At 43.3% G+C, this 22,811-nt stretch carries 21 protein-coding genes; 11 read left to right on the top strand and 10 right to left on the bottom strand.

All coding sequences use genetic code 11. The annotated features are described in order from the left end of the window. Positions 1-2: 2 nt before the first annotated feature. Both proC and ALT761_RS15700 read right to left on the bottom strand, forming a co-directional pair. On the bottom strand, positions 3-824 hold the full coding sequence (gene proC / locus ALT761_RS15705) for a pyrroline-5-carboxylate reductase (RefSeq protein ID WP_129739899.1): 822 nt from the start codon (positions 822-824) through the stop codon (positions 3-5). A 56-nt stretch (positions 825-880) separates the two neighbouring features. Beyond that, complete coding sequence (locus ALT761_RS15700; protein ID WP_129739898.1) at positions 881-1,567, bottom strand: YggS family pyridoxal phosphate-dependent enzyme; 687 nt, start codon at positions 1,565-1,567, stop codon at positions 881-883. Between the two features lie 24 nt (positions 1,568-1,591). Here ALT761_RS15700 and ALT761_RS15695 point away from each other — a divergent pair, with 24 nt between their 5' ends. The 3 genes from ALT761_RS15695 to ALT761_RS15685 are packed head-to-tail and all read left to right on the top strand — an operon-like array spanning position 1,592 to position 4,077. After that, positions 1,592-2,635: a type IV pilus twitching motility protein PilT gene (locus ALT761_RS15695; protein WP_057789891.1), complete on the top strand. Its 1,044-nt coding sequence runs from the start codon at positions 1,592-1,594 to the stop codon at positions 2,633-2,635. Positions 2,636-2,644: 9 nt separating this feature from the next. Continuing rightward, a complete protein-coding gene (locus ALT761_RS15690; RefSeq protein WP_129739897.1) occupies positions 2,645-3,757 on the top strand; it encodes a PilT/PilU family type 4a pilus ATPase in 1,113 nt (370 codons plus the stop codon). 5 nt (positions 3,758-3,762) lie between these two features. Next, entirely contained in the window at positions 3,763-4,077 is a 315-nt protein-coding gene (locus tag ALT761_RS15685; protein WP_129739896.1) for a putative signal transducing protein, read from the top strand. Between the two features lie 265 nt (positions 4,078-4,342). On the opposite strand, the gene ruvX is transcribed toward ALT761_RS15685, so the two are convergent. From ruvX to ALT761_RS20675, 5 genes are all read right to left on the bottom strand, one after another. Further along, positions 4,343-4,777 carry a Holliday junction resolvase RuvX gene (ruvX, locus tag ALT761_RS15680; RefSeq protein ID WP_129739895.1) on the bottom strand — a complete coding sequence of 145 codons (435 nt, stop codon included), beginning with the start codon at positions 4,775-4,777 and terminating at the stop codon, positions 4,343-4,345. Further along, entirely contained in the window at positions 4,770-5,336 is a 567-nt protein-coding gene (locus tag ALT761_RS15675) for a YqgE/AlgH family protein (protein ID WP_129739894.1), read from the bottom strand. The genes ruvX and ALT761_RS15675 overlap by 8 nt, the downstream gene beginning before the upstream one ends. Positions 5,337-5,378: 42 nt before the next feature. After that, entirely contained in the window at positions 5,379-6,332 is a 954-nt protein-coding gene (gene gshB, locus ALT761_RS15670) for a glutathione synthase (protein ID WP_129739893.1), read from the bottom strand. A gap of 212 nt (positions 6,333-6,544) precedes the next feature. Continuing rightward, positions 6,545-7,273 (bottom strand): 16S rRNA (uracil(1498)-N(3))-methyltransferase, encoded by a 729-nt coding sequence (locus ALT761_RS15665; RefSeq protein ID WP_129739892.1) that lies wholly within the window; start codon positions 7,271-7,273, stop codon positions 6,545-6,547. 147 nt (positions 7,274-7,420) lie between these two features. Then, positions 7,421-7,585: a hypothetical protein gene (locus ALT761_RS20675; RefSeq protein WP_013782911.1), complete on the bottom strand. Its 165-nt coding sequence runs from the start codon at positions 7,583-7,585 to the stop codon at positions 7,421-7,423. A 505-nt stretch (positions 7,586-8,090) separates the two neighbouring features. Between ALT761_RS20675 and ALT761_RS15660 the strand changes: the two genes are divergently transcribed. Then, positions 8,091-8,933, top strand: coding sequence for a mechanosensitive ion channel family protein (locus tag ALT761_RS15660; protein WP_129739891.1), 843 nt, complete (start codon positions 8,091-8,093; stop codon positions 8,931-8,933). Between the two features lie 78 nt (positions 8,934-9,011). Here the strand turns inward: ALT761_RS15660 and ALT761_RS15655 are convergent, their stop codons facing one another. Continuing rightward, positions 9,012-9,806 (bottom strand): M48 family metallopeptidase, encoded by a 795-nt coding sequence (locus tag ALT761_RS15655; protein WP_129739890.1) that lies wholly within the window; start codon positions 9,804-9,806, stop codon positions 9,012-9,014. 323 nt (positions 9,807-10,129) lie between these two features. Between ALT761_RS15655 and ALT761_RS15650 the strand changes: the two genes are divergently transcribed. The 4 genes from ALT761_RS15650 to prsR all read left to right on the top strand — a co-directional run bounded on the left by ALT761_RS15650 (position 10,130) and on the right by prsR (position 16,982). Beyond that, positions 10,130-11,941 (top strand): choice-of-anchor I family protein, encoded by a 1,812-nt coding sequence (locus ALT761_RS15650; RefSeq protein WP_129739889.1) that lies wholly within the window; start codon positions 10,130-10,132, stop codon positions 11,939-11,941. Between the two features lie 352 nt (positions 11,942-12,293). Beyond that, positions 12,294-13,418 carry a beta-ketoacyl-ACP synthase III gene (locus ALT761_RS15645; protein WP_013782915.1) on the top strand — a complete coding sequence of 375 codons (1,125 nt, stop codon included), beginning with the start codon at positions 12,294-12,296 and terminating at the stop codon, positions 13,416-13,418. Between the two features lie 112 nt (positions 13,419-13,530). Beyond that, positions 13,531-15,558, top strand: coding sequence for an XrtA/PEP-CTERM system histidine kinase PrsK (prsK, locus tag ALT761_RS15640; protein ID WP_129739888.1), 2,028 nt, complete (start codon positions 13,531-13,533; stop codon positions 15,556-15,558). 62 nt (positions 15,559-15,620) lie between these two features. Further along, positions 15,621-16,982 (top strand): PEP-CTERM-box response regulator transcription factor, encoded by a 1,362-nt coding sequence (gene prsR / locus ALT761_RS15635; RefSeq protein WP_013782917.1) that lies wholly within the window; start codon positions 15,621-15,623, stop codon positions 16,980-16,982. 279 nt (positions 16,983-17,261) lie between these two features. Here the strand turns inward: prsR and ALT761_RS15630 are convergent, their stop codons facing one another. Further along, positions 17,262-17,582 carry a GFA family protein gene (locus ALT761_RS15630; RefSeq protein WP_129739887.1) on the bottom strand — a complete coding sequence of 107 codons (321 nt, stop codon included), beginning with the start codon at positions 17,580-17,582 and terminating at the stop codon, positions 17,262-17,264. Between the two features lie 11 nt (positions 17,583-17,593). Further along, positions 17,594-19,735 (bottom strand): tetratricopeptide repeat-containing diguanylate cyclase, encoded by a 2,142-nt coding sequence (locus tag ALT761_RS15625; protein WP_129739886.1) that lies wholly within the window; start codon positions 19,733-19,735, stop codon positions 17,594-17,596. A 470-nt stretch (positions 19,736-20,205) separates the two neighbouring features. Between ALT761_RS15625 and ALT761_RS15620 the strand changes: the two genes are divergently transcribed. The 3 genes from ALT761_RS15620 (at position 20,206) to ALT761_RS20820 (ending at position 22,765) form a co-directional block, all read left to right on the top strand. Further along, positions 20,206-20,946, top strand: a complete 741-nt coding sequence (locus tag ALT761_RS15620) for a glutathione peroxidase (protein ID WP_129739885.1) — start codon at positions 20,206-20,208, stop codon at positions 20,944-20,946. Positions 20,947-21,127: 181 nt separating this feature from the next. Then, entirely contained in the window at positions 21,128-22,207 is a 1,080-nt protein-coding gene (locus ALT761_RS15615) for an alpha/beta hydrolase (protein ID WP_013782921.1), read from the top strand. A gap of 51 nt (positions 22,208-22,258) precedes the next feature. After that, complete coding sequence (locus tag ALT761_RS20820) at positions 22,259-22,765, top strand: hypothetical protein (protein WP_129739884.1); 507 nt, start codon at positions 22,259-22,261, stop codon at positions 22,763-22,765. Positions 22,766-22,811: the final 46 nt, after the last annotated feature.

Here is a 22,811-nt window from a genome sequence, read left to right as displayed (position 1 = left end):
CGTTAAAGCTGTATTGCCATTTCTTCAGCACGAGCTACCGCAGCGCGCATCGCTTTACTTACGATATCACTCAAGCCTTGATCAATTAAGGTATTGACTGCCGCAGCTGTAGTGCCGCCTTTAGAAGTAACTTGGGCACGAAGCTCACTTAATTCAAGGTCAGGATTGTGACAAACCATTTCAGCAGCCCCTAACATAGCTTGTTGCACCATCAAACGTGATTGTGCTTTATCGAAGCCCATGTTTATAGCTTCCTCTTGCATAGCTTGTAAAAACAAGAAGAAATAAGCAGGGCTACTGCCAGCCGCAGCGATAACGCCATTGATACCGTCTTCCTCTTCAACCCATACTGTCTCACCTACGCTATTCATCACATCATCAACGTAAGTTCTGTCATCTGCTGACACGGTATTATCTGCATACATGCCCGACATACCCTTACCGAGTAGGCTTGGTGTGTTTGGCATAATACGAACAACGGGATATTCACCGCCTAGCATTTCTTGTAATCGAGATACGGGTAACCCGGCTGCGATACTAAGGAATAGCTTGCCAGTTAAGTCATTGTTCTGTTTAAGGTCTGCGCACATGTCACCCATCATCTGGGGTTTCACGGCTAACACAATAGCATCTGCAAATTGGCAGGCTTCATCATTAGACTGGGTAATTTGAATACCGAATTCCTCTTTTAACTTATCGAGTTTCGGAGTAGACGGGTTGCTCGCTAAAATGCGATTTTTATCATAGCCAGACTGAATTAAACCACTAATGATGCTGCGGCTCATGTTGCCCGCGCCAATGAATGCCAATTTCTTTTGTTGCATATGAATCCTATTGTAAGTTGAAAAAACTAACAGCGTTCAGTTAAAAATAGTAGGAACTAATTTCGTGCGCCGAAGATTGCGGTGCCAATTCTTACCATGGTAGACCCATGAGCGATGGCGCTTTGCATATCACTACTCATTCCTACGGACAGGGTATCAAAATTGGTCAAGTTTGTATGGTATCGGTCGAACAATTCCTTTAAAGCACTTAAGCTTTGCGCTTGTTCATGGCTGTCTGGGTTTGCTTTTGGAATTGCCATTAGGCCGCGTAAGCAAAGTTTGTCCTGCTTGGTAATAAAGCGCACCAGTTCATCTACGTCTTCAGGTTTTACACCTGACTTATTCACTTCATCATCTATATTCACTTGAATACATACATTTAGAGGTGCCATCTCCGCCGGACGTTGGTCATTCAAACGACGCGCTATTTTTTCCCTATCAACGGATTGTACCCAGTCAAAATGCTCGGCAACTACTTTGGTCTTGTTTGATTGAATAGGGCCTATCATATGCCATTCAATATTACTAAGTGCAGACAACTGCTGTATTTTATCTACACCTTCTTGTATATAGTTTTCGCCGAATGTACGTTGTCCCTCTTCATACGCTGCCATAATATCCGATACCGGTTTAGTTTTACTCACGGCTAGCAATTTAACTGAATTTGGTGGACGATTAGCGTTGGCAGTAGCTAGGCTCACATCCTGTCGTGCACTATTGAGTCTTTCTGCTATTGTTTGCATTATTCACCTTTTTGAGGAGTTGTTGTGGATATTACCGAACTTTTGGCTTTCAGCGTTAAAAATAAAGCGTCAGATTTGCACTTATCAGCAGGTCTGCCACCTCTTATCCGCGTAGACGGAGAAATGCGTAAGCTTAATGTACCCGCATTAGATCATAAACAAGTCCATGCACTTATTTATGAAATAATGAATGACATGCAACGTAAAGAATACGAAGAGAACTTGGAAACCGATTTCTCATTCGAAATTAGTGGCTTGTCGCGGTTTCGTGTAAATGCTTTTGTGCAAAATCGCGGAGCAGCAGCGGTGCTTCGTACTATCCCAAATACGGTTCTTACCCTTGATGATCTAGGTGCGCCTGAAATATTCAAAGAAATAATCAACCAACCTACTGGAATTGTTTTAGTCACTGGCGCCACGGGTTCGGGTAAAAGTACAACCCTTGCCGCGATGGTTGACCATATCAATTCACATAAGCGCGAGCACATTCTTACTATTGAAGATCCTATCGAGTTTGTGCACGAAAATAAATTAAGTCTTGTAAACCAACGGGAAGTGCATCGAGACACCCACTCTTTCAGTAACGCACTTCGCTCTGCATTACGTGAAGATCCGGACGTGATATTAGTGGGTGAGCTACGTGATTTAGAAACAATTCGCTTGGCCATTTCAGCTGCGGAAACGGGGCATCTAGTATTTGGCACCCTGCATACTAATTCAGCACCTAAAACAATAGACCGTATTATTGATGTGTTTCCTGCCGAAGAAAAAGCGATGGTGCGCTCTATGTTGTCTGAATCGCTAAGAGCTGTAATTTCTCAAACCCTGTTGAAGAAAGTAGGGGGAGGGCGAATTGCAGCGCATGAAATCATGGTAGGTATCCCTGCAATACGAAATCTTATTCGCGAAGATAAAGTGCCTCAAATGTATTCGGTTATTCAAACGGGGCAAGCTACGGGTATGCAAACTATGGATCAGTGTCTACAACGCTTGTTGGCATTAGGTGCCATTTCTAAAGAAGACGCGGCTGCTAAATCGAAAGACAAGCAATCGATGAGTAATTTTTAAGGACGGGTAATGTTAGATAGCTTTTTAGAAAAAATGGTAGAGAAATCTGCTTCTGACTTATTCGTTACCGCGGGCTTTCCCGTTAGCGCCAAAGTGCACGGTAAGCTTACTCCCATTTCGGAAAATTCATTTAACGATGAAGATGCATTAGAACTTGTCCATGAGGCTATGAATGAAAAGCAAAAAGAGGCTTTTCATACTACCAAGGAATGTAATTTTGCCATTGTACGAGAAGGCCTAGGGCGTTTTCGTTGTTCGGCGTTCTGGCAACGAGATCAAGCCGGGATGGTGGTACGTCGTATTGTGACCGAAATTCCCAAGGTCGATGACTTGGGTTTACCTTCGGTGTTAAAAGATATCATTATGTCAAAGCGCGGCTTGGTGCTTTTTGTAGGTGGCACAGGCACGGGTAAATCGACCTCGCTGGCCGCACTTATTGGTCATCGAAATAGTAATTCTTATGGGCATATTTTAACTATTGAAGATCCTATTGAATTTGTGCATGAGCATAAATCTTGCGTGATAACTCAGCGTGAAGTGGGTATAGACACCCACTCATTCGACGATGCATTGAAAAGCTCCTTGCGACAAGCGCCTGATGTCATTCTTATTGGTGAAATTCGTTCAATGGAGACAATGGAATACGCCATGTCGTTCGCTGATACGGGGCATTTATGTGTGGCAACACTCCATGCCAACAACGCAAACCAAGCAATTGAGCGCATTATGCATTTAGCGCCAAAAGACCAACATGACAAGTTACGTTTTGACTTAAGCCAAAATATAAAAGCTATAGTGGCACAACAACTTCTTCCAACCAAAGACGGCGAGGGAAGGGTAGCGGCAATTGAAATACTATTAAACTCTCCTCTAGTGAGCGACCTTATTCAACGCAATGAAATAGGTAGCTTGAAAGAAGCCATGAAAAAGGGCAAGGAGTTAGGCATGCAAAGTTTCGATATGGCGTTGTACGATTTATATCGCGAGGGCAGTATTGATTTAGACCAAGCCTTACACCATGCTGATTCTCCCAATGATTTGCGCCTAATGATTAAGCTAGATTCTAACGATGGATCGAGCTTGGGCACATTATCGAATGTCTCAATCGATATGGATGACTAAAACTCTTGATTAAGCTTTTTACGTCTTCAGACCCTTTCTTACTTCAGTCGGTAAAGAGTGAACTCGATGCGCTTTCTATACCTTACCTAGTGAAAAACGAATTTGCAGGTGGGGCGATGGGTGAACTGCCATGGCAAGAGTCACAGCCCGAACTTTGGTTAATAGATGAATCTTGGTCTACCAGAGCCAATAAGGTTGTGAATTCTTTAATGGACAGCCACGAACCTACCGAGCAATTTCCGTGGGTGTGTGGTAACTGTGGTGAGGCAAACGGTGAAGCTTTTGATACCTGCTGGAAGTGCGGAGAAAGTAGACCTTAGCGTTACGGGTTTCTGGTTTGCTAATCCATTAGTTCGTGATTGAAACTGTGGGTGTCTTGCAGTGATGGCCTTAGACTAAGCTATTTTACGCTGATGTAGCTGATGTAAAAAGAGTGGGTGTCCAAGTGGTAGATATTAATCACAGCCTACATAAATGGATGTCCAGTTACATATTACAGTTACATAAAGATGGGTGTCCAACTAACGCATCCAACTAACGCAAAAAAGTGGGTGTCCAAATAACGGCGCAAATAACGGCGAGAAACTAGTCGCCGTATTGGTTTTCAACCCAGCTGGTAAAAATCACGCAGGCCGATACGCTGTCTATTTTTTCTTTGGTTAGCTTTTTATAGCCGCCAAGTTCGAACAACATAGATTTTGCATCCGTTGTGGTAAGCCTTTCATCGCATAAATCTACCGCTACCTTGAATCTTCCATGTAAGCGATTAGCAAATTTTTTGGCGCGCTGTGTAACTTCTTGTTCGGTGCCATCCATATTTAACGGTAAACCCACTACCACAAGCTGCGGTTGCCATTCATCATAAAGCTTTTCAATAACATTCCAATCTGGAATACCATCACGGGCTTTAAGTGCGGCTAGCGGTGACGCCGTACCGGTAATTTCTTGTCCTACTGCTACTCCAATACTTTTTGTACCGAAGTCGAAGGTTAATACTGTTCTACTGCCAATATCAGGCATGTCCCGCTCCTGGTGCAAGTTGCCACACATCTACGCCAAGTTTATTTACCGCTGCTTGCCATTTTTTATGAATAGGTGTGTTAAACAAAATGTCGTCATCGGCTTCTATGGTTAGCCACGAGTTATCTTGCATTTCCTGTTCAAGTTGCCCAGCAGTCCAGCCAGCATAACCTAACGCGATAATCGATGAATCTGGTCCAGTGTTAGTGCCTATTGCGGATAAAATATCTTTTGAAGTGGTGATCATAACGTCAGGCGATAAGGTTAAACTTGAGTCCCAGCCACTTTGACTGGAATGTAGAACGAACCCTCGTTCTTGGCTTACTGGTCCGCCGGCAAGAATAATTTGCTCGGCTTTACCTTCCGCCACGGTTAAGTCTTTGTCGGTTTGTTCGAGCAGTTCTTTTAAGTTCATGGTTGAAGGCTGATTTATTACCAGTCCCATGGCACCGTCTTTGTTGTGTTCGCATATATAAGTGAGAGAGCGAGAAAAATACGGGTCATCTAGCGAAGGCATCGCTACTAGAAAGTGGTTTTGTAAACTTTTCAGTTCTGTCATTGTTTCCTCTACTTCTCACTTACTTACATTTAGTGCAAAACGCTACTTAGTTGTAAGGCGCTTTTCAATTGCGTCGAATAACGAGGCCATAATATTAATATTATAGTGACCCTCTATTTCTCTTACGCATGTTGGGCTAGTAATGTTTATTTCTGTAATTTTTTCGCCAATCACGTCCAGCCCAACAAATAAAATATTGTTGTCTCGCAATGTGGGAGCCACGGCTTCAGCTAACGCACGATCAGTTTCTGAAATTTCTTGGGGTCTGCCTGTTCCGCCTGCTGCCAAATTGCCACGAGTCTCCCCCTTGGTGGGTAAGCGCGCTAAGCAATAAGGAATCACTTCACCGTCCACAATAAGAATACGTTTATCGCCATCCTTAATTTGTGGCAAGTATTCTTGAACCATCATGTAACGTTTGCCTAAATTGGTTAGCGTTTCAATGATCACGCCTAAGTTATTTCCATCTGGCTTCACTCTGAAAATTGAAGCACCGCCCATACCATCCAAAGGCTTACAAATAATATCTTGATGCTTTGCGTGAAAATCACGAATAAGCTTCTGGTTATTGGTTACCAATGTGTTAGGAATGTGCTCAGGAAACAAAGAGGTAAACAATTTTTCGTTGTAGTCTCGAAGCGCTTGCGGATTATTTACAACCAGCGCGCCCTCTTCCTGGGCAAGCGATAATATATGGGTAGCATACAAAAATTCGCTGTCGAAGGGCGGATCCTTACGCATCAGCAACACATCAATATCACCAAGTGAAACAGTATGTTCCTCACCTAAAGTGTAAAAGTCAGTTGCTTGATCACGCACGGTAATGGTTCTAGCCAGCCCCATTGGTTTACCGTTATTTATATAGATATCTTTAAGTTCGAAGTACAGTACAGTTGCGCCACGGCGCTGGGCTTCAAGCATCATTGCTAAACTGGTGTCTTTATGCGGCTTAATCACCGCGATAGGATCCATAATCACGCCAAGGGTGTAGTGCATGTATGTTCTCACTCTTTGATAAAGGTAGATAATTTGGCAACAGCGTTACGCACTAATTGTGACAGTTGGCTGTTGATGCATTTTATTTGTTGAAGTTGGTTTTGGTATGAATACCACTAAATTCTAAGTGGGGGCACTCAGCATTTAGATCAAGTATCGAAAAAACCAAACTTTTTAATCGTTAATCTGTAAAGCTCGCGTAAACTGCGCGCTTAAAAATCGCCATGCTGGGCCTGCAGAATACTAATACTGCTAATGGCGGCAGTTTCGGTACGCAGTATTCGAGGCCCTAAACTACACGATGTAAAGCCGCTTTCGTTAGCTTGGTGAATTTCGCCTTCAGACAGGCCGCCTTCCGGACCAATTAACAAACGAAAGCCTTGAGAGTTATAAGGTTGGCGGGCCAATGGCTTCTCTGCACCAGGCGCCAATACTAACCGCGAACTCGAGGTTGATTCAGATAACCATTTGTTAAGGGCAATGGGTGGGTTCAGCGAGGGCAGAGTATTTCTGCCACTTTGCTCGCATGCACCGATGATGATCTTTTGCCATTGCAGCAACTTTTTTTCCCATCTGGCTTCATCTAATTTAACTGTACATCGTTCGGTCAAAATAGGCGTAATTTCGGTAACACCAAGCTCTACACTTTTTTGCAGAACCGTATCCATTCGGTCACCTTTAGATACACCTTGGCCTAAATGTATATTTAGCGATGATTCTTTTGACAGCGTTAAACACGCATCAGCCTCAACAAAAACCTTTTTTCTTTGAGCATTAATTATCTGTGCGCTGTACTCGTTGCCGTCACCGTTGAACAAAACGATAGGATGATTCGCTTTCAAGCGAAGCACACTGGCAATGTGATGCCCAGCTTCTTCAGTTAACTGAAATTCTTCTTCAAGAGGAATTGGGTTGGGGTAATAAATTCTCGGTATGCGCATTGGGAAACTAAAAATGGCGGATAATGTGGATATGATACGTGTCTAGAGCAAGTGGATGCAACGCATCGTAGCTGAAAATCGCTACAATGCGTTGTAAAAAGCTATTTTTTTCGGGATTTACGATAGCTTTGGTAGCACTAGGGCTAATTAAGCTGCCGAAGGTGTTGAAGTGGTGTTTTGCGTTTCGTTTTGATGAGGAGGTACTGCTTGCCCGTCCTTTCGTGCGTACTTGGTATGTTCGCCTTTATCTGTTCTCAAAGAATACAAGAACAATGCTGCTACGATAATTGCCAGTAATATAAAGTAAAACATAGATTATTCCTTTTATTCTATTTGCTAAGCTGTACAAAATTGACAATAGCAATACCTGCTAACGTCATGTCCGGTTCACATTCTTTTTAAATGTTTTTCAGCGCTTTGCAGACTTTATAAAGCATCCTGCTTATTTTTGACCGAAAACTCTACACCAATTAGATGGGAAAATCATCAATTCTCGTAAAGTTTTCGATAGTCCGTTATGGCTGATTCGCTATTCGGTGCTGCTAACTAACTTGACGAGCCATTGAGATTAGATTGCTTAAATGACACCCTAATGACGAATTTACGACAATACGTTTAAACAGCTCGACTATAATTCTGAAGAAAAAATTAGCAGGAAAAAAGTCGACTTTAGGATAACATCTATTGGCTGTAGGCCACGTGAATATTAGACTTTGGACCAAAAATGGTTGTTTGTGCTGCAAAGTCGTTGGCGTAATTCTAAAAGCCTGCTACCTTATCCCAGCTTAATTACGTTTGATAAAACAAGGACAAAATTATGGAAGAAAATTTATCATTATTCTCATCAAGTGATGTTGAACGCTACATCAACGATTATGCAATCCCATGGGGCATTAATATTGCCATGGCGATTGTTATCTACGTTATTGGTCGAATCGTTGTAGGGTTCATCCTATCTTTATTCCGCCGTTTAATGGCAAAATCAAAGTACGATGCAATGTTGGTGGACTTCTTAGAAGCCATTATTAGTGCTATTTTGATGTTGTTCGTTATTGTGGCATCGCTAAATCAGCTTGGTGTCGATACAACCTCGCTTGTTGCGATATTAGGTGCTGCCGGTTTAGCTATTGGTTTGTCACTGCAAGATTCATTGAAGAACTTTGCTGCTGGCGTAATGCTTCTTGTATTCAAGCCATTTAAGTCTGGCGACTTTGTTGAAGCTGGCGGTACTGCGGGTACAATTAATAAAATCAGCATTTTTACTACCACAATGACCACACCAGATAACAAAGAAATTATCGTTCCAAACGGTGGCATTTATAGCAACAACATTACCAACTACTCAGCAAAAGAAACGCGTCGAGTTGATATGGTTGTTGGTATTGGTTATGACGCTGACTTACGCAAAGCTAAAGAAATTCTAAATGAAATGGTTCGTGCGGATGAGCGTATCCTTAGCGAGCCTGCACCTACTGTTGCTGTTTCTGAATTGGCTGATAGCAGCGTTAACTTCGTGGTTCGTCCATGGTGTAAAGCGGCTGACTTCTGGGGTGTTAAGTTCGACTTCACTGAGCAAGTTAAACTTCGCTTCGACCAAGAAGGTATTTCAATTCCGTTCCCACAAATGGATGTACACCTTCACAAAAACGACAGCGAATAAGATTTTATTCCTTGATACAAAAACGCCACATTAATGTGGCGTTTTTTTGCTCTACTTTATGTTAGCGACGTTGAATAACTAGCCACAGTTAGGTCTATACGCCGATGCTTGGTAATCAGTGTACGCAGCGTTCATGTTTGCTTGCAAGTTGCTAATCCGCGTTTGCGGGGCAGGGTGAGTAGAAAGTAACTCTAAAGGACGTTCGCCACTACTTGCCGCATCCATGTTCTGCCATAAATTTACGGATTGGCGAGGGTCAAAGCCTGACATAGCCATTAATTGAAGGCCAATAACATCGGCTTCAGACTCATGGGTACGGCTAAACGGTAGTTGAACCCCAACTTGTAACCCTAAACCAATGGCTGCCATGATAGGAGCCGTTTGAGAAACTTCGTTCATTGCCAAAGCTGCACCTGCTGCTTGGGTGCCCATATTGATAAGCGTTGATTGAGACATACGCTCATTACCATGTTCTGCAATTACATGACCCACTTCATGCCCGATGACCGCCGCAAGCTGGTGTTGGTTTTCAGCCACATTTAATAACCCTGTATAAACACCAATTTTCCCCCCAGGCAAAGCAAATGCGTTTACCTGTTCATCATCAAAAACCACGACTTCCCATGTACCATCGAACACACTATTAGGGACCTTCGCGGTGATCGCATTGGCGACACATTCAACATAGCTATTTTGAACAGCTTTGTTTGAAATTTTAAGTTCTTCTTTCATTCCGCTGAATGCTTGGTCGCCCATTTCTGCCAGTTGGGACTCTGAATATAAGAGTACCTGATTACGGCCTGTAGGCGATGTAGCACACGCTGTCACTGCAAGGGCTACTGCGGCGATTGATGCGGTAAACCTCAATTTCATATTTTAATCCTTGTTGTCGCGAAATAGAGAAATATTAGTGAGTTACGACACTTATTGTTTGTTACGTACAGTGCGTAAGAGCAGACCAATATTAGCTTCTATTAATACTACAAATCGGGGTGTTATTCATTTGTAAATTTACCCTTTTGCCAAATTAATATTTGTGTCATACACTGGCTCTAGCTTATATACAGATGTAATTAAAAATAATAGCTAAATCTACATTGTATGCCATCGGTTCGTTCCCGCACTGAAAGCGAGAATTAAACACCCTAGTTGGCAAGCTGAGGTTTGGCGTAACAACATGATAAAAAGGAAATTAAATGTCTGCGCAGTCAAAATTCAAATACGGCGTCTTAGCGCTTCTTATCTCAGCGGCTCTTACCGGCTGTGGTCTAGATGGCGATGATGGTGCACAAGGTGAAACAGGTGCTCAAGGCCCTCAAGGCGAGCAAGGTGAAGCGGGTTCAGATGGCGCCGACGGTGTTGACGGTAGCGATGCATCTTTAGGTGTTTCTCTTGACGTTGTTGCCCGTGCATTCTTGGGTAACCTAACGTCGGCAGAAATCGTGCAATATCATGCTGACACCCAAACTATTTATGCCACCAACGGTGAAACCAATGCCATCGCAGTTATTGCCGCTGATACAGTAAGCACCACTGCTATGAGCGATCCAATCAATACTACCAACCTTGCGGTGAGTAATATTACGTTACCTGCTGATATTGACGGCGTAACGTTAGGTAGCCTTACGAGTATTGCTATTAGTGGCGACCTAATGGCTGTTGCAGTGCCTGCAGAGGTGAAAACCGATAGCGGCTACGTACTTTTTTATAATGGCTTAGACACTTCTGCACCCGTATTTTTAGATTCAGTCGTTGTTGGCGCCTTGCCTGACATGGTGACATTTACGCCAGATGGCGGAAAAGTATTAGTAGCCAATGAAGGGGAGCCTTCAAATGATTACACGATTGACCCAGAAGGTTCTATCTCGGTAATTAATATTCTTGCAAGCGGTGAGCCTGAAGAAACAGCGACCTCAGTGAGCTTCACAGGCTTTAACGGCAGTCAAGACGACTTAGTTGCACAGGGAATGATGTTCCCTAATCCAAGTGGCCGTACGATTAAAGGTGTAGATATTGCTACCACTGTGGCTCAAGATTTAGAACCAGAATATATTACGGCGACTAATGATGTAGCGTATGTCAGCCTGCAAGAAAACAACGGTTTAGCCATTCTTGACCTTGAAGAACTAACCGTAGAAATTGTTGGCTTGGGTGTGAAAAGTTGGTCTGACTTGAATATTGATATTCAAGAAGATGGCAGCGTAAGTTTTGGTCAGTATGACGGCCTTTACGGTGTATATCAGCCCGATACTATTGCCAATTACTCTTGGAAAGATGCCACTTTTATCGTGACAGCTAATGAAGGTGACGCACGTGAATATTTCTTTGACTCTGCTGATGAAGCAACTTGCCTAAGTGAAGGCGGGCTAGAGTTTGATGAAGACGATGGTTGTTTAGCTTTCATTGACGAAGTTAAAGTTGAAGACTTAACGGCAGAAGCGAATTCTGAACTTGCTGATTTACAAGCCAATGGTGAAGCTGATGATTTACGTGTCACTAATGCAATGGGTGATGCGGATGGTAACGGTGAATATGATGCAGCTTATGCGTATGGCTCACGTTCGTTTACCATTTGGGATCAAAACGGCTTAGCGGTTTACGATTCAGGTGATGATTTTGAGCGGATTACCGCGTCAGTTCACGGTGCATCGTTTAACAACGGTGATGATGCAAACGAAGGTGACTCACGTTCTGAGAATAAAGGTCCAGAGCCTGAAGCATTAACCGTAGGCGTTATCGGTGATAGAACCTACGCGTTTGTTGGAACTGAGCGCATGGGCGGCATTTTTGTCTACGATGTAACTAACCCTTACGATGTTCAATTTGCTGATTACATTATCAATCGCGATTTAACAGAAGGCCTAGAGGCAACTGACGTCATAGGCGACTTGGCGCCAGAGAGTTTGGTATTTGTAAGTGCAGATGATAGTGCAAGCGGCGTTCCTTTGTTACTTGTAGGTAATGAAGTTAGTGGCACCGTAACGGTATGGCAAATTACACAAAACTAAGTGAAATATGCTAAGTAGACATTACTGAGCAAAGGTTGCTAAGCAAAAACACTCGCTAGAAACCCATAATGAAACGGCGCCCTTGGCGCCGTTTTTTTTATTAAAACCAAAATAGTGTGCATCTTGTGCCTAGGGTAAATCGTTGAGCGGTGATTACATACGGGATGGATTGAGTTAAGCTATAACTATACGTATTAACATTGAAACGATAAGTGCAGCGCGTTAGCGCTCAAATTGTCAGAGTACAGATTGTGGTTGCCTGCTAACAGTCTGTAGGATTTCACTTATCTTATTTCTCCGTTATGTCATGGCCGAAGGGCTTAAACAGAATTAATAGAAAAAGAGAATGCAGATGTCTCAACAGATCGTTGTTAGCGGTGTGGGTGTTTGGCACCCTGAAAGCAGTATTACAAATCAGGAACTGGTAGATAGTTATAATGCGTATGTTGATTCGTATAACGAAGCGCATAAAGCTGAAATAGAAGCCCAACAGGTTACTGCAAAACCTTATTCAAGTGCCGAGTTCATTGAAAAAGCGTCAGGTATTAAAAGCCGATATATTTACCAAAAAGAAGGTGCGCTCGATATCTCGCGCATGAAGCCAAAAATTGAGGCTCGCGAAGATGAAGCGCTATCCCACCAAGCGGAAATAGCAGTAGAAGCAGCCAAATTGGCGTTGGCTTCCGCAAACAAAACCGCCCAAGACGTTGATGCCGTTATTGTATCTTGCGCGTACACACAACGTGCTTACCCAGCTATTGCGATTGAAGTGCAAGAAGCGTTAGGCATTGAAGGTTTTGGTTTCGACATGTTAGTGGCGTGCTCTGCCGCCACATTCGGTATGCATCGCGCGTACGAAATGCTAAGTGCCGGTAATGCCAAGTGTGTATTAGTTATTAACCCTGAATTAGTGTCACCGCAAATTAACTATACCGACAGAGACAGCCATTTCATTTTTGGTGACGTAGCCACAGCCACGGTACTAGAAACAGCTGAAACCGTGAATAGTGAGCACAGCTACGATGTTATGAGTACAAACGCGGTAACTAAGTACTCCAATAATATTCGCTCAAACTTCGGTTATATAACGCGAACAGAAGATGTAGACCCATATGGTGCAGACAAACTCTTTCATCAAGCCGGTCGCAAAGTGTTTAAAGAAGTCTGCCCTATGGCAGCAAGCCACATAGAAAGTCATTTAGATAGACATCAATTAACGGCAACTGATGTAAGACGTTGGTGGTTGCATCAAGCGAATATCAACATGAATACGCTGATCATTAAGCGTTTGTTGGGGCGTGATGCTAACGCTGATGAAGCACCTATTGTATTAGATGAATATGCTAATACGGCGTCAGCAGGATCGGTTATTGCTTTTGGCTTGAACCATGAAGACTTAGTGGCCGGTGATGTTGGTGTGTTGTGCTCCTTTGGAGCAGGCTATTCAATTGGGTCATTGTTACTTAAAAAACGATAGGCATTAGCCTGAGCTGGCAGTAACCTAGTTTGCTGTCAGCACCACCTGCTAACAACAGAACTTTAAAAACAAAACCTTAAAAAAATAAAAAGCTGGGTGAGAATAAATAGGGATGATTTCAGATATAGGCTATGCCCTTAACAGTTTGGCTTACTTACTGTTAATGCTATTACTTTTTGCAGTACGAAAGCCTGGGTTAGCCAACCACTTGCTGGTATTAGCTACAGCTACGACGCTGTTCTGGTCTACTAGCATGATAACGGCACTGTTTGGTCCCATCAGCCTTTCCTGGTTGCTCACTATTGATGCGCTCAGGCAAGTGGCATGGTTGCTCTTTTTAGCTGGGTGCCTGAAAAATAATTTCACCAACCTGTTTGATGTTCTGCGCCGCCCAACAACGCTTTTTATACTACTTCCCGGCTGCATAGCCTTAGTGCTGCCCCACGTCTTGTGGATTGATGCCTCGTGGCGTTATCTGATGCTGATTATTCTGGCCCTTGAAGTGCTTATCTTATTGGAAGTTATTTACCGTCAAGCGGATGCCGATCAATGGGCATATAAGCCTTTAATTTTATATCTTGGCGCTACCCACCTTTTTGATTTTGTTACTTACGCCAATGCCACCATGGTGAATCAGGTTGAGGTTAATTATATTGCGGCTCGTGGCTATATCTATTTCCTGCTTATTCCATTTTTAGTTATTGCCATTCGACGTATAAAGCACTGGGGCGTTGATATATTCATTTCCAGGGATGTAGTACTACACAGCTCTTTATTACTGGTTGCAGGCGCTTACCTTTTCATTATGGCCATTATTGGCTACGCCATCAGCTACGTAGGTGGAAACTGGGGCGCCATGGTGCAAACTATCTTGGTAGTTTTGTCGCTTGCCCTGCTGGTTACCGTATTTTTGTCGAACTCCTTTAGAACCAAGTGTAAGGTCTTTATTACCAAGCACTTTTTTGCCAATCAGTTTGACTACCGCGTAGAGTGGATAAAGCTAACCAAAACACTGTCTAGCTCAATGGACGCCCCTAATACCGTTCACGAAAGTGCACTTCGCGGCATACTTGAAGCCATCGAATATGACTCTGGCAAATTGTATAAACGGGTAAATAACGACTTCGAGCAGTTGGCACAAGTTAATCCATTACCAGACACCCATGATGACTTAACCATCATTCGTACGCTAACAGACTACTGCACGTCTAATACCTGGTTAATTGATGTACATGAATACCAAGCCAAGCCATTTCATTACAAAGGGCTGCAAATCGACAGAGATATTTTAAAGGACTGGGGTTATCAGCTTTACTTGCCGTTTTACAAAAATGATGAAATTTGGGGCTTTGCTGTGCTTTCGGCTGGGGATAAAGAACGACTGAGTTTAAATTGGGAAGTGAGAGATTATCTCAATGCTATCACCGAGCAGGTGAGTATGTTTGTGTTCCATCATGAAGCTTCAAAGCTGGTGGCTGAAAATGCCCAGTTTGCTGCGTTCAATAGAATGTCTGCGTTTGTTGTGCATGATTTAAAGAATGTGATGGCACAAGTAGATTTGATCTTGGCCAATGCGCAGCAACATAAACATAACCCCGAGTTTATTGAAGACACATTTGAAACGTTAGAGCATACCAAAGCGCGTATGGATAAAATGTTAAAGCAATTAACGGATAAAAAGATTAATGATGATGGGGCTCACACTTCGTGCTCGTTATCGCATATTATTAATGATGTAGTGGCCAACCGGTGCATGGGGCTTTCTCCCACCCCGAAAGTGCACTGCAGCAGTGAAGAGCCGGTATTAATTGATAAAGAAAAAGTTGCTAATGTTTTTTATCATCTAATAAGTAATGCGCAGCAAGCAACCGAAGATAGCGGCGAAATAGATATTGTATTAACGCATGACACCCAAAACCATGTTCAATATGTAATGATAGAGGACACAGGAACCGGGATGGATCAAGACTTCATCGATACTCGCTTGTTTAAACCTTTCGATACCACGAAAGGTAACGCTGGAATGGGTATTGGTGCGTACGATGCGAAAACGTACATTGAATCTATTGGTGGGAAAATAAGCGTTCAAAGTGAACCAGGGAAAGGAAGTTGTTTTACGCTAGCATTTACGCTGAATTAAGCAAAGTGAGCGATGACAACCAACCTATGTTGATACGGACGAAGTAACACAGGAACAGACTGATGACAGATACCGTTTTAGTGGTAGATGACGATTTAGGTATTCAGAAACAATTAAAGTGGAGCTTAACCGACTACGACGTTGTTTTTGCTGACGATCATACCTCGGCAATTGCGCAACTGCGTCGTTACGAACCTAAAGTCGTAACACTAGATTTAGGTTTGCCACCCGACCCAGCAAATGCGTCTGAAGGCTTGAGAATTTTACAAGATATTATTTCCTTAGCGCCTAGAACCAAGGTCATTGTTGTCACCGGTAACAACGAAAAAGAGAATGCACTAAAGGCTATAAACTTCGGTGCCTACGACTTTTACCAAAAACCCATAGATTCTGACACCATAAAGCTGCTCGTGTATCGCGCGCTTAATTTGGCAAAATTAGAGTTAGAAAACAGCATTTTATCCAAAGTGCGCACAGGTATGAGCCGTATCATTGGCAACAGTGAGTCTATTCAAACGGTAGTGCGTAAAGCTGAAAAAATAGCGAATACCGATGTGAGTACGTTACTGCTAGGTGAAAGTGGAACGGGTAAAGAGGTGTTTGCTCGCAGTATACATGAGCATAGCCCTCGCAAAGATAAACCGTTTGTTGCCATTAACTGTGCATCTATTCCTGAAAATCTTTTGGAAAGTGAGCTTTTTGGTTACGAGAAAGGCGCATTTACTGGCGCCAATAAAACGACCCTAGGTAAAATTGAAACCGCCCAAGGTGGCACGCTATTTTTAGATGAAATTGGCGATATGCCTATCGGGCTGCAAGCCAAAATGCTACGTTTTTTACAAGAACGTGTTATCGAGCGAGTGGGGGGGCGTGCCGAAATTCCTGTGGATATTAGGGTTATTTGTGCGACTCACAGAGATTTGCAAACCATGGTGGCAGAAGAGCGTTTTAGGGAAGATTTATATTACCGTGTTGGTGAAATTCCCATTATGATCCCGCCGCTGCGAGATAGAGATCAAGATATTATCCTGCTTGCCCGTACCTTCCTTAATATTTATCGCGAAGAGTTTAATGCCAAGGCAAAGAGCTTTTCTGAGTCTGCGATTAATTCCATGCTGGCTCACAAATGGCCTGGTAATATTCGTGAAATGCAAAATAAGCTGAAATCGGCAGTGATCATGGCCGAGGGTACAGTCATACAGCCTGATGACTTAGGTTTGTTTGCGGTAGATGGTAGTGGGGAGTCTGAAACCTTGAATCTTCGCGAGGTACGAGAGGTTGCCGAAAGTAAGGCAATTCGTAGGGCGTATCATCAAGCGGATAAAAACATGTCTAAAACCGCTGAATTGCTTGGTGTTACTCGTCCAACCTTGTATTCACTTATTGATAAATACCACTTGGATGATTTAAAAAGTTCGGCGTGAGACTCATCGAAAAGGCGTAGTTTGATGCTACGCTCTTGCCTATCGCATTATTCGGTGCGATACCTTTCAACGCACTCTTATTTCAGTAAAGTTTGCTGTTACGGCCCGTTCTGCTGAGAGCGGGAGTCTTATTGAGGCTTCGTTATCATGCCTTCGTTGGGATAGTTTTCACTGTGACAGCTTCACTGCGACAACTCCGTTGCGGCAGCTTCGCTGTGACAACTCACATGAAGAAAGTTTATGCTGTGTTTTCAGAGGCGCTGAAGCTGGGCTGCCTAATTAGGATATATGGTATTGGCTGTGATGTTTTGCTAATAAATCATGCCCGTAAAAAGCTACATGCAGCCCAATATAGCCCTGATCATCTTCGGTAAAAATTGGCGTTGAGCATTCATTACAGAAAAACTGTTTGCTGTTTGGCGATAGCTGCAATTCTCCCAGCATAGATGGTGCGCAATCTATTACTAGATGTTTGCGTGCACCGGCAATGGTGAGGTTAAGCGTTTCGCTGCAGGACAATGTTTCTACGTCCAATTCATCTTCGCTAATACCAGACAATTCAAATTGCACGGCCTGACACTGACAACTACCTTTATACATAATATACGCTCCTACTCATCGGGCCAATTTATGCTCGACAGCGTGTTAAATGATGTAGAAATGTATGACTGCTTAAAATGAAATTTCTTATCAAGCGGGGTTTCTTGAGTGTCGCCAATCAGGGCTCTGTTAGTGTCAATAACCCCAATCCAACCATTACGACCAGACATTTTGGTGGCGTATAAACAATAATCTACCACTGAAAAAGTGCTCTTCCAGCTTTCTTCGAAGGACACATGTTCAACAGGGGGAAGAATACTAAAGCCAATACTGCAGGTGACACGAAGCGAGCGAGTATCGTCAATATGAAACACGTTATCGCTCACTGCTGCGCGGCATCGTTCAGCTAGTTGAGGAAGGTCGTCTCGCATAGAGTGACGGCATATCACCAAGAATTCTTCGCCGCCCCAGCGTATGAGTAAATCCGTTTGTCTGAAAACTTCTCGAAGGACATCGGCAAATTGACTCAGTACTTTATCGCCCGCTAAATGGCCGTGCTCATCATTAATACGTTTAAAATGGTCTATATCTATTAAAAAGCAGAGCAGGTCTTGGTTACGCTCATTGTTGCCTTGTTGATGCTTATTCGCATGAGAACTGCGCTTGAGTTCACCTGGCAATTGGGATTCAAGGTAGTGCCGATTGTACAAGCCGGTGAGTGAGTCATGAAGACTGACCTGTTCAAGGGTTTTGTAAGCGGTTTGTAGCTCAGAATTTTTTTGTTCAAGCTCTTTTGTTCGCTGCTTAACTTCACGGCGAAGTCTGATGGTTTGTTGGCGCTGTGTATATCTGCTCCAAATCAGAAATAGCGTTAACAACCCGGCAATTAACGTGCTCCAAAATAATGTTGTGCGCAAATTAAGTTGTTCAGCTTCAGCTAATGCGAGTTGTTTGGTTTTCTGTAGTACTTGAATTGACTGTGCCTGTCGCTCAATTTCTATTTCCGCCTGAAGCTGCGCAATAGCGACTTCGCTACCTGAACTCAACACTTCTTCTCTTATATTTTGTAACACCGACTGAATATCTAATGCGCGCTTAAACTCTCCCTTTGCTGCGAGGGCTTTCACTTGAATCGACAAGAAGTTCAGCTGGCTGCGCAAATCTCCGCGCCGTCTTGCTTCAATAGTGCCATTTTTAGCATACGCCAGTGCATCGTCAAATTGTTGCAACGACATCATCGCATTGGCCAGTGCCAGGCGAGATTGTTGAAGTAATTTTTGCTGACCGGTGGATTTAGCCACCGCGAGTGATTCCTCAAGCAGCATCAAGCCTTGTTCTGTGTCGCCGGTTTTTACCAGCGCTTCGCCTAACCACGCCTGCGTAGTGGATATTTCACTTGTTTCCCCATTCTCTTTTAATAGGGTTAGGGCGTGTTTAAGCGCTTCTGAAGCTGCTTCAATATCGCCTTTGAGTAATAATAAAGCGCCAATCTTACCCAGTATTTGTGCCGTAAGCGGCTTGTCACCGCTAGTTTTCGCTATCTGTAGTGCATCTTGATAATACGTGTTCGCCTCAGAAAACTGATTTAACGTGGCATAGATGTCACCAATGGTGGCTAGACCTTGGCCGGTACTTTTAGTGTCTCGCTGCACCCGAAATAAGCCCAATGCTTTTTTTATTGTATAGAGTGCAGCTTGTACCTGACCTTGTTCTTTTTGGACAAGACCAATTTCCATTTGAATGGTCGCATTTAACGGGAGGACACCTTGGGTTTGCGCGATAGACTGTGCACGTCGTAGGTAGCCAATAGATTGATCATAGTTCCCTAGAAAGCGTTGTGCGGTTCCAAGGTGGTGTAAGGTTTTTGCCATATCAACAAGTTGACCGTGGCGAGTGAAGCCATCTAAGGCAACGTAAAGCGCATCCTTTGCTACGTTAAAACGAGATGCACTTTGTAATAGTACGCCTACCTCAAAGAACGTACTGGCCGACAATGTACTTATCGACAATGCGCCGCTTTGATGGGCTTGTTCAATGGCAAGTAAAGTTTGACGCTCAGCATCTTCGAAAGCCCCGCTCTGAATAAATTCATAAACAGTTTGAGTAAGGGTATTAGACACTGCTTTTGTAGGCAAAGAAAAACCCGCTAAAGCAAAAAGTAGCGAAACGGTGACAATGCTGGTGGCAAAACGCCGAGCCGACTGTCTGGGCATTATAGAAGTTTCCTTACGACTACACATTTATTGGCCTTTTCTATAAAAAGAAGAAGGACGGAAGTTTATGAGCAAAGCTGAAGTGTTAATATCGTTATCAGCAGTCAATTTCTATCACTATTATTATGGCGAACAACCCGAAGAAATAACGTATCAGGTATTAGACTAAAGTATAAATTTGGCACGCAGAGTACCTGTTCTAATCAGAATTTACACATTAAATAAAATAGTTATGGTTGTTGAGTTCGGTTTGGCGGAAGCGTAAGGCTGAATCATTCCCTGACCAGTTAAAACTTATGTCTAACGTAGAATAAGAATATAGCGAGACACATGGTGTTGAAAAGCATTAATATTAGTCGCTACGCATACTAATTTATACCTTTGTTCGGATTAAGTGAACCGAGACTGTTCTTTTTTCTTAGATTTCTCTATGCTAGCAACTTCATTTATTTGCGCGTAGCGAGAACACTATGTCCGAAAGTCGTTTTATTTCAAAAGAAGGTCAGCAAGTACCTTCCGTATCCATTCCTGTTCGCGATGGCGAGACATGGTCAACCAAAACCACTGAAGAATTGTTTAATAACAAAACGGTGGTGGTTTTTTCACTTCCTGGCGCGTTTACGCCAACATGTTCTTCTACGCACTTACCTCGTTACAACGCACTTGCTAAAGTATTCAAACAGCACGGCGTTGATGACATTCTGTGCATATCAGTAAACGATACGTTTGTAATGAATGCGTGGGCAGCCGATCAAGAAGCAGAAAATGTCACCGTGATACCAGATGGTAATGGTGATTTTACTGACGGTATGGGTATGTTGGTAGACAAAGCTGATTTAGGTTTTGGAAAGCGCAGCTGGCGCTACTCTATGCTGGTTAAAAACGGCACCGTAGAGAAGATGTTCATTGAACCAGACGTGCCGGGCGACCCGTTTGAGGTTTCTGATGCCGACACTATGCTTGCTTATATAGCCCCAGGCGCCGAGACAAAAGCTCCGGTATCACTATTTACTAAGCCTAACTGCCCATTTTGTACAAAAGCGAAAGCGTTGTTAACCGACAAAGGTTACGACTTTGAAGAGATTGTACTAGGCAAAGACGCCTCGTTAACCAGCCTTAACGCAATGACTGGCCGTGATACCGTACCTCAAGTATTCATTGGCGGTAAGCATATTGGCGGGTCAGACGACTTAGCATTGTATTTTAGCTAAATACGAGTAACGACGGTAACAAAGCGCTTACTAATACAACATGTGCTAAAACAGGGCTTGTTGAGCTGAAATTTGTTAAAACAGCATACCGTCACAGTGTAACTGTAATAGCGTAAGGTCATTATTTAATGGCCTTATTTTGTTATAATTGGCTAATTGTAATGCCTTCTGGAGAATATACGTGCATTCAAAGTTTGCTCTCGCAAAATTATCTATACTTCCTGTTGCAGTAGTGTGCTTTGCATTGATAGGCACATTAATAGGAACATTTTTCGCTAGTTCTGCAGCAGCCAGCACTCTTGAAACACAAGACGCATTAACGCGATTTGCTGATTTTTATAAGCAAGAGTGGGGCGAAACGCAGCGATGTAAATCTTCTAAACTGCATCGCTACACGGTATGTGGAAACGTACTTCGCAACGAAGGTAATGCTCCCTTCGTGCTGCATCATGATACCCCTTCAAAGAAAGTGGCCGTGTTAGTCCACGGACTGAGTGATTCACCTTTCTTTATGCGAGAAATTAGCAATATTCTATTCAACGAAGGCTACGACGTTATTGTTCCACTGTTACCTGGGCATGGGTTGCGAGATGATGAGGGGGCAATGAGTGACAGCGATTTAGCCGAGCGTTGGCAAGCACATGTTGATGAGGTCATCGCGTTAGCTGATGACATGGGCGACACCCTGATTGTGGGAGGGTTTTCTACTGGTGGCGCATTAGCGGTCGATCAGTACCTAGACACAAATGAAAACATAGATGGGCTTATGTTGTTTTCTGGTGCATTGGCACTTTCTGAAAATGCCGAGAGCATGTCTAGAATTTGGGGTATTAAGTGGGTGGCGAAAATTGTGGATGGTAGTTATATCACGCACGGTCCGAACCCTTTTAAATACCCAAATGTTGCAGGCTTTGCGGGGTTAGAGTTGATGGATATTATTGAAAAAATTCGCGACGACTTCGAAGACGGCAAGCGTATTGAAGTGCCTCTTTTTGCTGCGCACTCTCAAGCTGATGCCACCACGCCTATTCACGGTGTAGAAAATTTAATGGAAAATAGCGCAGGGCCAAATACGTTTTTTGTTATCGATGCATCTTATGCGTTGTGCCACGCCGACCTTGTGGTGAACACATCAATGTTACACGATATGAAGTTCAATAAAGTCATGGTAAATGAAAACGAAGAATGTGCAGTACCAAAAGCAAATCCTTTATTTTCAACCATGACAATGATGCTGAAAACCTATGCGCAACAATTCTAGCGTTTTACAGCTCTAACAAATGCGATTAAGCTTTAAGGCATGATAGCTAAATTGAAAAAGCAGCGACGTGGCTACGTCGTCATATTGATAATGGTTATTTCCTTGGTGACTAAATTGTCGCCGGGAATGGCTATGCCAAACACTATGTCAATGGCTACCTCAAAGACCGCGACAACGCCTGCGGACGTGATGTCTAATGAAGCAAATTCTGAGTACAATTCATCAGAAGCAAGTCGCGCCAATAGCAAAATGCAAGCTAGAGCTAGTGGGTGCCATTCAGCAAAAAATGATCGCACCATTCACAGTGGCTCAAGCACTCCCCGCGAAGCTATGAAATCAATGAATCCTAGCATGCACGGTGACACATCTGAGTCGTGCTGTGACGTTCAGTGTCAATGCCCTACAGGTGTATGCGCCGCTGTTTATGCAGTTATAAATAACGAACGCTCAGTAGCGGTTATTGCGCCAACTCAGTTAATAGTTTTTGTAAACCCCCAAACTCCTTACACGATACCCAACACCCAATTTCGCCCCCCCAAATTCGCTTTCGCAGGATAGTTGTATCTGGCGGGGGCGTATAGCACCCACGTTTTTCTTTTTTATT

It is taken from the genome of Alteromonas sp. 76-1, assembly GCF_900654235.1.
Classification (GTDB): Bacteria; Pseudomonadota; Gammaproteobacteria; order Enterobacterales; family Alteromonadaceae; genus Alteromonas; species Alteromonas naphthalenivorans.
This window is presented reverse-complemented; position numbering and strand designations above follow the sequence as displayed.

Coding starts and splice junctions, on each gene's coding strand:
- ALT761_RS15625 (WP_129739886.1), bottom strand. CDS start 19,735: ATGCCCAGACAGTCGGCTCGGCGTTTTGCCACCAGCATTGTCACCGTT.
- ALT761_RS15700 (WP_129739898.1), bottom strand. CDS start 1,567: ATGCAAACAATAGCAGAAAGACTCAATAGTGCACGACAGGATGTGAGC.
- prsK (WP_129739888.1), top strand. CDS start 13,531: ATGATTTCAGATATAGGCTATGCCCTTAACAGTTTGGCTTACTTACTG.
- ruvX (WP_129739895.1), bottom strand. CDS start 4,777: ATGCCTGATATTGGCAGTAGAACAGTATTAACCTTCGACTTCGGTACA.
- ALT761_RS15660 (WP_129739891.1), top strand. CDS start 8,091: ATGGAAGAAAATTTATCATTATTCTCATCAAGTGATGTTGAACGCTAC.
- ALT761_RS15665 (WP_129739892.1), bottom strand. CDS start 7,273: ATGCGCATACCGAGAATTTATTACCCCAACCCAATTCCTCTTGAAGAA.
- ALT761_RS15620 (WP_129739885.1), top strand. CDS start 20,206: ATGTCCGAAAGTCGTTTTATTTCAAAAGAAGGTCAGCAAGTACCTTCC.
- ALT761_RS15690 (WP_129739897.1), top strand. CDS start 2,645: ATGTTAGATAGCTTTTTAGAAAAAATGGTAGAGAAATCTGCTTCTGAC.
- prsR (WP_013782917.1), top strand. CDS start 15,621: ATGACAGATACCGTTTTAGTGGTAGATGACGATTTAGGTATTCAGAAA.
- proC (WP_129739899.1), bottom strand. CDS start 824: ATGCAACAAAAGAAATTGGCATTCATTGGCGCGGGCAACATGAGCCGC.
- ALT761_RS20675 (WP_013782911.1), bottom strand. CDS start 7,585: ATGTTTTACTTTATATTACTGGCAATTATCGTAGCAGCATTGTTCTTG.
- gshB (WP_129739893.1), bottom strand. CDS start 6,332: ATGCACTACACCCTTGGCGTGATTATGGATCCTATCGCGGTGATTAAG.
- ALT761_RS15655 (WP_129739890.1), bottom strand. CDS start 9,806: ATGAAATTGAGGTTTACCGCATCAATCGCCGCAGTAGCCCTTGCAGTG.
- ALT761_RS15675 (WP_129739894.1), bottom strand. CDS start 5,336: ATGACAGAACTGAAAAGTTTACAAAACCACTTTCTAGTAGCGATGCCT.
- ALT761_RS15630 (WP_129739887.1), bottom strand. CDS start 17,582: ATGTATAAAGGTAGTTGTCAGTGTCAGGCCGTGCAATTTGAATTGTCT.
- ALT761_RS15650 (WP_129739889.1), top strand. CDS start 10,130: ATGTCTGCGCAGTCAAAATTCAAATACGGCGTCTTAGCGCTTCTTATC.
- ALT761_RS15645 (WP_013782915.1), top strand. CDS start 12,294: ATGTCTCAACAGATCGTTGTTAGCGGTGTGGGTGTTTGGCACCCTGAA.